The sequence below is a fragment of the Rhodopseudomonas sp. NSM genome (assembly GCF_052445935.1).
In the GTDB taxonomy this organism is placed as follows: Bacteria; Pseudomonadota; Alphaproteobacteria; order Rhizobiales; family Xanthobacteraceae; genus Rhodopseudomonas.
The window spans coordinates 149,273-162,193 of record NZ_JBQTCH010000006.1; the positions used below are offsets into that span (position 1 = coordinate 149,273).

At 66.8% G+C, this 12,921-nt stretch carries 9 protein-coding genes; 4 read left to right on the forward strand and 5 right to left on the reverse strand.

Annotated elements, in window-relative coordinates; translation table 11 throughout:
* Positions 1-1,494 carry a M48 family metalloprotease gene (locus ACTZWT_RS16580; protein ID WP_444770778.1) on the forward strand — a complete coding sequence of 498 codons (1,494 nt, stop codon included), beginning with the start codon at positions 1-3 and terminating at the stop codon, positions 1,492-1,494.
* Between the two features lie 432 nt (positions 1,495-1,926).
* Here the strand turns inward: ACTZWT_RS16580 and ACTZWT_RS16585 are convergent, their stop codons facing one another.
* The gene (locus ACTZWT_RS16585) at positions 1,927-2,706 is read right to left on the reverse strand and encodes a CarD family transcriptional regulator (protein WP_444770779.1); all 780 of its coding nucleotides are present in this window, start codon (positions 2,704-2,706) and stop codon (positions 1,927-1,929) included.
* A 40-nt stretch (positions 2,707-2,746) separates the two neighbouring features.
* Between ACTZWT_RS16585 and ACTZWT_RS16590 the strand changes: the two genes are divergently transcribed.
* A complete protein-coding gene (locus ACTZWT_RS16590; protein ID WP_444770780.1) occupies positions 2,747-3,151 on the forward strand; it encodes a hypothetical protein in 405 nt (134 codons plus the stop codon).
* Between the two features lie 196 nt (positions 3,152-3,347).
* Here ACTZWT_RS16590 and fdxA read toward each other — a convergent pair whose 3' ends face one another.
* From fdxA to ACTZWT_RS16610, 4 genes are all read right to left on the reverse strand, one after another.
* Complete coding sequence (gene fdxA / locus ACTZWT_RS16595) at positions 3,348-3,686, reverse strand: ferredoxin FdxA (protein WP_444770781.1); 339 nt, start codon at positions 3,684-3,686, stop codon at positions 3,348-3,350.
* 74 nt (positions 3,687-3,760) lie between these two features.
* Positions 3,761-4,030 (reverse strand): RNA-binding S4 domain-containing protein, encoded by a 270-nt coding sequence (locus tag ACTZWT_RS16600; protein WP_444770782.1) that lies wholly within the window; start codon positions 4,028-4,030, stop codon positions 3,761-3,763.
* Positions 4,031-4,071: 41 nt separating this feature from the next.
* Positions 4,072-7,578, reverse strand: coding sequence for a helicase-related protein (locus ACTZWT_RS16605; RefSeq protein ID WP_444770783.1), 3,507 nt, complete (start codon positions 7,576-7,578; stop codon positions 4,072-4,074).
* A gap of 309 nt (positions 7,579-7,887) precedes the next feature.
* Positions 7,888-8,772, reverse strand: coding sequence for a DUF3108 domain-containing protein (locus ACTZWT_RS16610; RefSeq protein WP_444770784.1), 885 nt, complete (start codon positions 8,770-8,772; stop codon positions 7,888-7,890).
* Positions 8,773-9,076: 304 nt separating this feature from the next.
* Here ACTZWT_RS16610 and rpmB point away from each other — a divergent pair, with 304 nt between their 5' ends.
* Positions 9,077-9,382: a 50S ribosomal protein L28 gene (gene rpmB / locus ACTZWT_RS16615; RefSeq protein ID WP_444770785.1), complete on the forward strand. Its 306-nt coding sequence runs from the start codon at positions 9,077-9,079 to the stop codon at positions 9,380-9,382.
* Between the two features lie 333 nt (positions 9,383-9,715).
* Entirely contained in the window at positions 9,716-12,919 is a 3,204-nt protein-coding gene (locus ACTZWT_RS16620) for a PAS domain S-box protein (protein ID WP_444770786.1), read from the forward strand.
* Positions 12,920-12,921 lie beyond the last annotated feature (2 nt).

Below are 12,921 nucleotides of genomic sequence, written 5' to 3' on the forward strand. Positions count from 1 at the left end.
GTGATCGGATCCGAGGGACGGCGCAGCATCTGGACAAGCCGCCGCTGGTTGGCCGCGCCTGTCCTGGCCGGCGCGCTGGCGCTGGCCGGCTGCGGCGATTTTCGCCGCTTCGAAACCGCGTCGATTCCGTCCAGCACGCCGGCCGCGAAGCCGGCGCGGCCCCCGGTGCAATCGCCGGCCGCCGAGCGCGAGCACGAGCGCATCCTCGCCACCTATGGCGGGGCCTATGACGATCCGAGGCTGGAAGCGCTGATCACCGCGACGGTCGATCGGCTGGTGGCGGCGTCCGATCGACCCGACCTGACCTACAAGGTGACGATCCTGAATTCCGGCGCCGTCAACGCCTTCGCGCTGCCGACCGGGCAGCTCTACGTCACCCGCGGGCTGGTGGCGCTCGCCAGCGACACCTCGGAACTGTCGTCGGTGCTGTCGCACGAGATGGCGCATGTGCTCGCCAAGCACGCCGCGATCCGCGAGGATCAGGCGCGCCAGGCGGCGCTGGTCACCCGCGTCGTCACCGACATGGGCACCGATCCGGAGATGACCGCGCTGGCGCTCGCCAAGACCAAGCTGTCGATGGCGAGCTTCTCGCGGCAGCAGGAGCTCGAGGCCGACGGCATCGGCGTCGGCATTTCGGCGCGTGCCCAGTTCGATCCGTTCGGGGCCTCGCGCTTCCTCACCGCGATGGAGCGCAACGCCGCGCTGAAGGCCAGCCGCGGCGATCCGCGCTCGCAGGACTTCCTCGCCTCGCATCCGGCGACGCCCGAGCGGGTGCGCAATGCGCAGAACAACGCCCGGCAATACGCCTCGCCGGAACAGACCGCCAAGGGCGAGCGCGACCGCGAGACCTATCTCAATGCGATCGACAACATCGTCTATGGCGAGGACCCGAGCGAAGGCTTCGTCCGCGGCCGCCGCTTCCTGCATCCCAAGCTCGGCTTCACCTTCCAGGTGCCGGAGAGCTTCACGCTCGACAACACCGCGCAGGCGGTGATCGGCGTTCGCGAGGGCGGCAGCCAGGCGATGCGGTTCGACGTGGTGCGGGTGCCGGCCGAGCAGTCGCTCGGCGACTACCTCAATTCGGGCTGGATGGAGAACGTCGACAAGAGCTCGACCGAAGAGCTGAGCATCAACGGGTTTCCGGCCGCCTCGGTCGCCGCCCGCGGCGATCAATGGCAGTTCAAGGTCTATGCGCTGCGGTTCGGCAGCGACGTCTATCGCTTCATCTTCGCGACGCGGACGAAATCGGCCGAGAGCGAACGGAATTCGCGCGACACCGTGAATTCGTTCCGGCGGCTCACGCTCGACGAGATCCAGGCGGCGCGGCCGCTGCGGATCAAGGTGATCACCGTGCAACCCGGCGATACGGTGGAATCGCTGTCGAACCGGATGTCCGGCGTCGATCGCCCGCTCGATCGCTTCCGGGTGCTCAACGGTCTCGACGCCAACGCCACGGTGAAGCCGCGCGAGCTGGTCAAGATCGTGGTGGATTGAGACAGCCGCAAGCGAGGCCTGCTCCTTCTCCCCGCGCGCGGGGTGGACGAGGGCGCGCTTCCGCAAGGCAAAGCGCCAGCTATCAATGGTGGGCGCAGCTGCAAGTTAGTGCGCTTCATAGACTGATTGAAGCAATGCGGCCTTCTCGGGCGCAGAGCCGTCATCCTGAGGTGCCCGCTCGGCCGCGCTGTGCGCGGCGCGGCGGGCCTCGAAGGATGGGCCGCAGGCACCTCGGTGCCGCATCCTTCGAGGCGCGCTACGCGCGCACCCCGGATCAAGTCCGGGGCAGGCTCTCAGGATGACGACTCTGCACGCGAGAGGGCCAGATCACTTCAATTCAATAGATAAACGCGTTAGCTCGACAACAGCCCGGCTCGACAAAAAAGGCCCGGCTTGCGCCGGGCCTGATCTGTTTGCGGGAGACGTTGCGGCTCAGGCGGCTTCGTCGGTGACCGCGTCGTCGGTGTCGGCGTCGGCATCGCCATCGGCTTCGCCTTCGGCGTCCGCCTCGGCCTTGGCGCCGCGGCGCGGGCTCTTGGCGAGCTGGCCTTCGACTTCCTTGACGGCTTCGGTCTCGGTGACCTGCTGCACCACCGCGATTTCGCGCGACAGCCGGTCGAGCGCCGCTTCATAGAGCTGGCGTTCGCTGTAGGACTGCTCGGGCTGCGAGTCGGAGCGGAACAGGTCGCGGACCACTTCGGCGATCGCAACGATGTCGCCGGAATTGATCTTGGCTTCGTACTCCTGGGCGCGGCGCGACCACATCGTGCGCTTGACGCGGGCGCGGCCCTTCAGCGTTTCCAGCGCCTTCTTCACCAGCGCCGGGTCGGACAGCTTGCGCATCCCGACATTGGCGACCTTGGCGGTCGGCACCCGGAGCGTCATCTTGTCCTTGATGAAGTTGATGACGAACAGTTCGAGCTTGGCGCCCGCGATTTCCTGCTCCTCGATCGCCAGAATCTGGCCGACGCCATGGGCCGGATAGACCACGAACTCGCTGGCCTTGAAGCCCTGACGCTGGGTCACGACCTTCTTCGGCTCATCCACCTTCGGCGGCGCGGCCGGCTTGGCGGCCACCGGCTTGACCTCGGGCTTCGCGGCAGCCTTCGGCGGCGCTACCGGGGACTTGGCGGCGGGCTTGGCGGTCGACTTGGCCGGAGCCGCCTTGGGAGCGGGCGCCGCGGCGGCTGTTTTCGAAGTCTTGGATGGCATTGCACTTCTTTTGTTTTTCGAGGACTTGAGAGCTGCCGTCTTGGAGGCCGAAGCCTTCGCGGCGGAACCCTTTGCGGTTATCGTCTTCGCAGTCGCCTTGCCGGCGCTCGCCTTTGCAGGGGTGGCCCTGGAGACAGGGGCCTTCGAAGAAGTCGCCTTTGAAGAAGAGGCCCTGGAAGCGGCGGTCTTCGAGGCAGCGGCGGTCTTCGAGGTCGTGGCTTTGGTCTTGGACGCAGTGGCCTTTGATGCAGCCGCCTTTGACGCAGGGGCCTTGGAAACAGGGGACTTGACGGTCCGGGTGTCCTTGGCAGACGTACTGGATCTGTTGGTCGCGCTGCGGCCCGCAGCGCCATGCTTGGCACCCTTGGACGAGACACTCATTTTACGCGTTTTCTGTGACACAGCCTGCGCGTGGAACTGCCACGCCCCTGTTCGTTGTTCTTGACGGGATCCCTTCCCGGCCGCAAAACGCATGCCGAGTGTGTACAATGTGCCAAATATAGCACATTTCCCGCAAAAATCAATGATTTATGACGAATCCGGCCGGGCCCTCGCGGGCACCGGCTCGACTCATCATCAACAGGGTTAAGCCGGGTGTGGAAAACTGCGTCCCGGTATCATTTTACGACGCGCGTTCGTCCTCAGTCGCCGGTGCCCGGCTCCGGCGAGAAGAACTTGTCGAACTTCCCTTCCACGCCGTCGAACTGCTTGGCGTCTTCCGGCGAGTCTTTCTTCTGGGTCAGATTGGGCCAGGTTTTGGCGTATTCCGAATTCAGTTCGAGCCACTTCTCGAGCCCCGGCTCGGTATCCGGCTTGATCGCATCCGCCGGGCATTCGGGTTCGCACACGCCGCAATCGATGCATTCGTCCGGATGGATGACCAGCATGTTGTCGCCCTCGTAGAAGCAATCGACGGGGCAAACCTCAACGCAATCGGTGTATTTGCACTTGATGCAGTTTTCAGTGACGACATAAGTCATCCGAAGGCTCCGGAACGGTTCTAATTTTGAGTGTTTGCGTACCGCAGGAGTTCTACAGCCGCAAGTGAAGATGCCTATTCCCGGGGCACCTCGAGATCGGCATAAAGTCCAGTAACCGAGGCGGCATCGCCGCGACGTTCCGCAAATCCAATCACCTTCAGAACCCGCACGCCACGATCCAGCGCAATCGTGACGACGTCGCCGGTCTTGATCGCGTGCCCGGGCGATTTCTCCCGCGCCCCGTTGATGCGGACATGCCCGCTTTCAATCAAGGTCGCCGCAGTGCTGCGCGCGCGCACGATCCGCGCATGCCAGAGCCATTTGTCGAGACGCTGACGCTCCACGCATCACCATGGAATCAGCCGCGCGGGGCCGCGCAGCCACGTTACTCCTTGCGGGCGGCGGAGAGTTGCTCCTTCAGCGCCGCCAGCTTGGCGAACGGTGAGTTCGGATCGATCGGCCGATCGCGTTCGCGCGGCGGCGCGCTGGAATGCACCTGCCGGTGCGAGCCGCCGCCCTGATTGTCGCGACCGCCCTTCGGCCCACCCTTGAATTTGTCCTGCTTGTCACCACGCCCCTTGAAACGCTCACGCGGCGGACGACCACCTTCGCCTGCGGCCGCCTGAGCCGGCGCGCCCTCGCCGTCGCGGCGGTCGCGGCGGAAATCGCCGCCGCCCTTGCGGTCGCCACGGCGGCCACCGCCGGGACGGTCGCGCTTCGCCTCGCCGGCCTCGCCTTCCGCCGGAGCGGCAGCCTGGCCGCCCTGCTGCGGACGATGGCGCTGGCGATTACGATCGGGACGGGCCCGATGCTCGTCCGAACGTCCACCCGGGCGCCAGACTTCGACCATCTCGGGCTCGGCGGGCGCCGCCGCTTCGGCAGCGACGGCAGCGTTCCCGGCGGGCGCCTCCTCAACCGCGGCGGATTCGGTCGCGGGGGCGTCCGATTCGGCGGCTTCGCGCGGCGCTTCCTCAGTCGCCGGTTCGGCCGACTGTTCGGCCGATGGCTCAGCGGGTTCCTCAGCCGATTGCTCAGCCGATTCCTGGGGCGCGACGGCTTCCTGCGGCGTATCGGCCGCGGCCGACTCGGCTGCCGATTCAGCAACGGGCTCGGATGGCTCGGCCACCGGCGACTGCTCTGCCACCGGGGACTCGGCCGCCTCTGCGACGGGCGCCGGTGCCGGCTCGCTGGCTGCTTCCTGGTCGGAGGTCTGATCCGCGACCTCGGCGACGTCGCCGGCCTCGGCCGTCGCCGCCGGCTCGAACGCAATCGCGCCGGCCAGAATGGCGTGGTCCTCGGCCGACAGGCCGGTGTCGCTGGCCGCGGCGGCCCCTTCGGCCGCAGCAACCTCGGGCGCCGTCGCCGCAGCCGTCTTTTCAGCCGTCATTTCAGACTTGGGCTGAGGCGGCGGGGCCGGCCGCTTCTCCATCCGGTAGCCGAGCGCGCGCAGGATCGAGGCGAAATCTTCGCCGGCCGAGCCGGTGAGCGAGGTCATCGCCTGCGTCACCACGAAGCTGCGGCCGTCGAACGCGCCCGCCGGCTTTTCGCCCGAGGTGCCTTCGCGCCAGGCCAGCGCCGGGCGGATCAGATCGGCGAGACGCTCGAGGATATCGACCCGCACCGCGCGTTCGCCGCACAGCCGGTAGCCCAGCACACGATAGGCGTCACGATCGAGCGCCTTGTCGACCGGGAAGGACGTGCGGCCGCTGCTGGCGAGATGCTGCGCGCCTGACAGCGCCGACATGTCGACATTGTCGAGCTTCTGCGCCCACAGCAGCGAGGCGAGCGAGCGCGCCGCCGGCTTCAGCAGCGACGGGACGTAAATGTGATAGGCGCCGAACCGCACGCCGTATTTGCGCAGCGTGGCGCGCGACGGCTGGTCGAGATCCTTCATTTCGGCGGCGATCTTGGCGCGCTCGATCACGCCCAGCGACTCGATCAGCTGGAAGGCGATGCCGCGGCCGATGCCGGTGATGTCCTCGGCCTTGCCGAGTTCGAACAGCGGTCCGAGGATCTTCTCGATGTGGGTCTTGAGCCAGAGGTCGAGCCGGGTCTGGACCGCGTCGCGCGGCGCACCCGCCAGACGGTCGTCGGCGATGATGCGCAGCCGCGGCCGCAGCACGTCGTCGGCGCCGACCAGCCGCGCCACCGCGTCGCCGGTCCAGCGAATGGTGCCGTCCGAGGTCAGCACGAACTGCTCGTCGGGCGCGCCGGCGAGCTTCTCGGCGCGCTGTTCGATCTCGCCGGCCAGAGCCTTCTGCGCTGTCGCCTGCAAGGCCTTCGCGTCGGATCCAGCTTCGGCGGCGTCGGGCGCGAATGTGAAGCCGTCGAGACGGCCGATCACATGCCCTTCGACGATCACCTCGCCGGTCTTCCCAATTTCCGTATTCAACATCGTGTTTTCCCGCAGGCGGCGCATCAATACACTGGTCCGACGATCTACGAAACGCTCCGTGAGGCGTTCGTGCAACGCATCCGACAATTTATTTTCGATGTCGCGCGAAATGCCTTGCCAGTGTTCAGGATCAGCCAGCCAGTCGGCACGGTTGGCGACGAAAGTCCATGTCCGGATCTGCGCGATCCGTGCCGACAATGTGTCGATGCCGCCGTCGATCCGGTCGGCCTGCTCGACCTGCGCGGCGAACCAGTCATCCGGAATCCGGCCCTTCTGCATCAAGAACCGATACAGCGTCGTCACCAGTTCGGCATGGGCCGCCGGTGCGATCTTGCGATAGTCCGGGACCTGACAGACGTCCCATAGCCGCTCCACGGCGGCCGCGCCATGCGCCATCTCGCGCACCTCGGCGTCCCGGGCGGCGTGGTCGAGCACCCGGACGTCCTCGGCGACCGGCGCGCGCGTCAGCGCATCGTGCCGCGGCGTCTCGGCCAGCGACACCTGCAGCGCCGCGACCGAGGCGAAATCCAGCGCCGAATTCCGCCATTGCAGCGTCTTCACCGGATCAAAGGCATGATTCTGCAAGGCGTTGACGAGTTCGGGCTCGAACGGCGCGCAGCGCCCGGTGGTGCCGAAGGTGCCGTCGCGGGTGGCACGGCCGGCGCGGCCGGCGATCTGGGCGAATTCCGACGGGTTGAGCCGGCGAAACTGATAGCCGTCGAACTTGCGGTCGGACGCGAAGGCGACGTGGTCGACGTCGAGATTGAGCCCCATCCCGATCGCGTCGGTGGCGACCAGATAATCGACGTCGCCGGACTGAAACATCGCCACCTGGGCGTTGCGGGTGCGCGGCGACAGCGACCCCAGCACCACCGCGGCGCCGCCGTGCTGGCGCTTGATCAGCTCGGCGATGGCGTAGACCTCGTCGGCCGAGAACGCCACGATCGCGGTGCGCCGCGGCTGCCGCGTCAGCTTGCGGTCGCCGGCGAATTCGAGCTGCGACAGCCGCGGCCGCGTGACGATGCTGGCGCCCGGCAGCAGCCGCTCGATGATCGGCCGCATCGTCGCGGCGCCGAGCAGCAGCGTCTCGTCGCGGCCGCGCCGGCGCAGCAGGCGGTCGGTGAAGACGTGGCCGCGCTCCAGATCGGCGGCGATCTGCACCTCGTCCACCGCGAGAAACGAGACGTCGAGATCGCGCGGCATCGCCTCGACGGTCGACACCCAGAACCGCGCCTTCGGCGGCTTGATCTTCTCCTCGCCGGTGACCAGCGCCACCGCGTCGGCGCCGACCCGGTCGACGATCTTGTTGTAGACCTCGCGCGCCAGCAGCCGCAGCGGCAGACCGATCAACCCCGACGGATGCGCCACCATCCGCTCGATCGCCAGATGCGTCTTGCCGGTATTGGTCGGGCCGAGCACCGCGGTGACGCCGGCGCCGGGCGCGCGATCATTGGTAGACGGCGCATTGGTAAACGGCGCGGAGAACGAATGAGGCATATTGGCTGGATTTCTGCGTCGCCGCGGTCAGTTGTGTGTCACATTGCGACGCCGCGGCGCACGCTGGTTAAGGTGTGGAACGAGTCCGGAACGAAACGCGGCCGAATCGCAGACTCGCCGGGTTGGACAACGTTCTGTCGCAACATCTCGCGTTGGGCTGGACCTCCGCCACAAGATCAGGGGCAATCCGGAAGATCAACGTACCGATCGAGGGTCATATTCCCCGCTGTCATGCGTTCCGTGATTCCGCGGCGAGTCAACAGGATTCGACTCGGGAGTCGCTCGACCGCGCCACAGCCGCCGGAGGCACTATTGGGTCCGCGAGGCGGATTTCGGCGGGGTCGCGGTGGTGACGAACTGGGTCGCCTGCAGCACCGCATTGCCGAGCGGGGTCGGAATCTTCAGGCGGAACGGCACCAGCACCCGCGTCCCCGCGATCGGCGCCAGCCAGACTTCCATGTTGCGCTGCCCGGTCAGATATTTGATCGCTGCGCGATCCGGGATGTAGCCGGACACGGGCGTGAAGTAGATCCCGCAGACCAGCACGGCCCCCTGATAGCCCTTCTCGGCCTTCACCATTTCGGTGCGCTTGTATTCCAGCCGCAGATCGTAGCGCATCCGGCCGTCGAAGATCGGCGTCGAGAGCCGGCACGAATCCGGACTCATCAGATCGCCCGTGCCGGGCACGCGGAGAAAGGAGCCGGTCATCGGATCGACCACGCCGCGGCGATGCGCGTCGGTGACCGGAATGCGATCGGCATCCGGGGGCTGCTCCGGCTCGATCGAGGAGTCCTTGACGTTGCCGTTTGCCAGCGTGATCCGGATGGTCTCGGTCTTCTTGGCGCTGGTGGTGGTCGCCTTGTAATTCATCGGCACGAACTGGCCGTTGACGATGCGCCCCTGCGCTTCGCCACTGCCGTTGCCGCGCGAAAACGCCTGCATCACGCCCGACGTCGCGCCATTGGCGGCGGCGGCATAGCCATCGTCGGTGATCTCGATGACCCAGGCGCCCTTGCCGACCTCGATGCCGGCGAGCGTGGCTTCATAACGGGCGTCGAGTTTGCCCTGCGCCACGGCGGGGGCCGGCTGCGCGATCACGCCCAGCCCGACCGCCAGCAGACCAGCAAGCGGGCCGGACCGCAGCAGCGAAGTGATGGCGGTCCGACGGGCTGCGAAGCTGACGCGAATGTTCACGAAGGGTGGTCCTGCCTGCGGCGCGCGCCGTTCAACCGATCTGATAAATCCGCGACCGATCCGAACCAAACGTTTCGGAACCGAATGCGTCGTTTATATGGTTGTAGATCGTTACCAGGCTTGGCAAATCAATGCCGGGAAGAGCGTTTGGCGGTTCCATCCGACCGCCAAAATGGGCCGCAGCGCTGCCGCCTGCTTGACGCTGGAGCCGCGTCCGCCTATACGTCCGCGGTTCCTGAAATGGACGTCGATAGACCCCCCGCGCCTGCCCGTGGGCTGGCGGGGATGACAGAGGATTTTCGCCATGTCCCGGCGCTGCGAACTGACCGCCAAGGGTGTCCAGACCGGCCACAAGGTCAGCCACTCGAATATCAAGACCAAGCGGCGCTTTCTGCCCAATCTGGTCAACGTCACCTTCCTGTCGGATGCGCTCGGCCGTCCGGTGCGGCTGCGGGTGTCGACCAATGCGCTGAAGAGCGTCGACCATCGCGGCGGCCTCGATGCCTTCCTGCTCAAGGCCAGCATCGCCGAGCTCTCGCCGAAGGCGGCCGAGCTGAAGCGCGCGATCGCCAAGAAGAAGCAGAGCGAGCCGGCTGCAGCCGCGAGCTGATCGGCCGCTGTTTCAGCATTCCGAAATCTCCGGACGGCCGGGTTCAAAAGACCCGGCTGTTTTCGCATGCGTGCACGTCCGCATGTCGTCGCGGCGGGGGGCGCGGCGGGCTGATGGCCGCCGACCCATCTGCTTATTCCGTCTTGGTCCGGCTTCGCCGTGAATCGCCCGGGGTCGATCCTTCGACGAATCACGTAGTTTACCGAGGTGACGTATCAGCCGCACACCCGCACAAGCTGTTACGCCAGCGGTCAGACCGCGTATCATGTCCCAGAGGCCGCGCCCGATCTGGTTTGACGGCGCCGGCGATGACCCCGCATCGCAGAGGTCGCGATGAAGCTCTCGACCCGCTTGACGCTGGCGATGGTGGCGCTGGTCCTGGTGACCACGGCGGTTCTGGGCTTCTTGAACTACCGCAGCATCGTCGAGATGGTCATGCCGCGCGCATTGCTGCAGTTGCAGACGCGCTCGCAGCTCCATGCGCTGCTGATGGATGCGTATCTGCGCGGCACGCGCGCGGACGCCGTCAGTGCGCAGGCCTCTGCCGCCCTCCGCGACTTGCTCGCCAATCGCGGCCGCACCAGCGACGGCTCCGGCGAGGCGCCATCGGACTGGCGCCGACGGATCGAGGATCGCTTCGCGGCAGAACTGGTCGGAAAGCCGAATTGCGACATCCTGCGCATCCTCGGGACCGATGACGGCGGCCGTGAGCTGGTGCGGGTCGACCGGCTGGGACCGAACGGCGCGATTCGCGCGGTGCCTGCTGCGCAGCTGACCCGACGCGGCGACCGCCACTATTTCAAGGAAGGCATGGCGCTGCCGCCGCGCGAGGTGGCGATCTCCCGAATCGAACTGAACCGGACGGCGACGGGGCTGGAAATCCCCTATGTTCCTACCGTGCGCACGATGGCGCCGATCGACGCGGCCGACGGCACGCGGCTCGGCGTGCTGGTGATCAACACCAATCTGACCGCGCTGTTCGAGCGGGTCCGGAACAGCGTCACCAACGGCAACCTGATCTACATCGTCAACGACGCCGGCGATTATCTGCTGCATCCCGACCAGTCGCGCGAATTCGGATTCGATCTCGGCAAGCCCAACCGCGTGCAGGACGATTTCCCGGCGTTCGCGGCATTGCTCGACGGCCAGGATACGACCCCGCGCGTGGTCGAGGATCGCACCGGGCAGCGTTTCGGTGCCGGCTGGGGCTGGGTACGTCTCGCCGACGGTCCGAAGATCGGCGTGATCGAGATGCGGCCGCATCAATCTCTGACCGCGGTGCGCTCCGCCGTGCGCAATGCGACGCTGGCGGGCGGTGCGGTCGCGGTGCTGGTGGCGATGCTGATGGCGGTGCCACTGGCGCGATCGCTGACCCGGCCGCTGGTCCGGATCACCCGCTCGGTTCAGGCGTTCGCGCGCGGCGAGAAATTCGAACTCGCGCCCGGCGGCGGCCTGGAAATCAAGCTGCTGGCCGAAGCCTTCGACCAGATGACCAACGAAGCCAAGCGCAAGGCGATCGCCTTCGCGGAGGAGGCGGAAGAGCGCAGCCGCCTCGCCGGGGTGCTGCAGAACACCATCGACAACATGGTCGATCCGGTGCTGGTCGCGGACGCGCGCGGCATGGTGATCCTCACCAATCCGGCGGCGCGCGAAATGTTCGGGACGCTGTCCGGCGTCGGGCTGCTCAACACCACCCGCTCGTTCGAACGCTATTTCCCCGACGGCAAGCCGCTGCCGCTGGATCAGTCGCCGCTGCTGCGGGCCTATCGCGGCGATATCATCGTCGATTTCGAGTTCGTCGTGGAGCCGATCGGATCGGATCGCCGATACCATCTGATCGCGAACGGCCGGCCCTTGCGCAGCGAGACCGGCGACATCCAGGGCGCGGTGATGGTGTATCACGACATCACCCAGACCAAGAAGGCCGAGGAGGCGCTGCGTCGCAGCGAACAGATGGCGCGGGCGATCATCGACACCGCGCTCGACGCCTTCGTGCAGATCGACGCGTTCGCCACGATCACCGAGTGGAGCCCGCACGCCGAGGAGATGTTCGGCTGGCGTCGCAGCGAGGCGATCGGCCGCGACGTCTTCGAACTGATCATTCCGCCCGACCAGTTCGAGCAGCGGACCAATGAGTTCAGGCAGTTCGCATCGACGCTCGGGCGCGACAGTTCCGGCTTCCGCGTCGCGATCGAGGCGATCCGCAACGACGGCACGCCGATCCCGGTCGAAGTCGCGATGACCGCTTTGTATCGCGACGGCAGTTTCGTCATCAACGCCTTCCTGCGCGACCTCACCGCCAAGATCGCGTTCGAGGAGCAGCTCCGGCAGTCGCAGAAGATGGAGTCGATCGGCCAGCTCACCGGCGGCATCGCGCACGACTTCAACAACATGCTGACGGTGATCACCGGCACCATCGACATCATCAGCGACGGCGTCGCCGGACAACCGCGTCTGGCGAACATCGCCAAGCTGATCAGCGAGGCGGCTGATCGCGGCGCGGAGCTGACGCGGCTGTTGTTGGCTTTCGCCCGCAAGCAGCCGCTGCGGCCGGACGACACCGACGTCAACGCGCTGGTCGCCGGGCTGCAGAGCCTGCTGCGGCCGACGCTCGGCGAACAGATCGAAGTCGAGACCGCGCTCGCCGACAACGTCTGGCCGATCTACGTCGATCGCGGCCAGCTCGAATCCGCGCTGGTCAATCTCGCCGTCAACGCCCGCGACGCGATGCCGAACGGCGGCAAGCTGACGCTGGAGACCTGCAACATCGTCGTCGACCAGGAGTTCGCCAGGCGGCTCGGCAATGTCGAGATCGGCTCCTATGTGATGATCGCGATCACCGATTCAGGCTGCGGCATTCCCGAGGCGATCCGCGGCAAGGTGTTCGATCCGTTCTTCACCACCAAGGACATCGGCAAGGGCACCGGGCTCGGGCTGAGCATGGTGTACGGCTTCATCAAGCAGTCCGGCGGCCACATCACGCTGTACAGCGAGGAAGGCCTCGGCACCACGTTCCGGCTGTACCTGCCGCGCGCCACCGCCGACGTCGAACGCGAGGCGCCGGCGGCCGCGGAGCAGGGCGCGATCGGCGGCACCGAAACCATCCTGGTGGTCGAGGACGACGCCATGGTGCGCAGCTATGTCAACGCCCAGCTCAAGAGCCTCGGCTACACCACCCTGTCGGTCGGCAACGCCACGGCGGCGCTGTCGATCGGCGACAGCGGCACGCGATTCGATTTGCTGTTCACCGACGTGGTGATGCCGGGCCCCTATAACGGCGTGCAGCTGGCCGCCGAAATGGCGCGGCGGCGGCCCGGGCTGAAAGTGCTGTTCACCTCCGGCTATTCGGAGAACGCGCTGATCCACAACGACCGGATCGATTCCGACATCCTGCTGCTGTCGAAGCCGTATCGGCGGGCCGATCTGGCGCGCATGATCCGCCTCGCGCTGAGTTCGACCGGCGAATCCGACTCCGGCGGCAAGGCCGCCGCGGAGACCGGGACGGACTCCGGCGACGTTGTTCGGGCGACGGTCTGACC

Bases quoted from the DNA above. Each gene is read 5' to 3' on its own strand.
- rpmB (WP_444770785.1), top strand. From the start codon at position 9,077: ATGTCCCGGCGCTGCGAACTGACCGCCAAGGGTGTCCAGACCGGCCAC.
- ACTZWT_RS16585 (WP_444770779.1), bottom strand. From the start codon at position 2,706: ATGCCATCCAAGACTTCGAAAACAGCCGCCGCGGCGCCCGCTCCCAAG.
- ACTZWT_RS16605 (WP_444770783.1), bottom strand. From the start codon at position 7,578: ATGCCTCATTCGTTCTCCGCGCCGTTTACCAATGCGCCGTCTACCAAT.
- fdxA (WP_444770781.1), bottom strand. From the start codon at position 3,686: ATGACTTATGTCGTCACTGAAAACTGCATCAAGTGCAAATACACCGAT.
- ACTZWT_RS16620 (WP_444770786.1), top strand. From the start codon at position 9,716: ATGAAGCTCTCGACCCGCTTGACGCTGGCGATGGTGGCGCTGGTCCTG.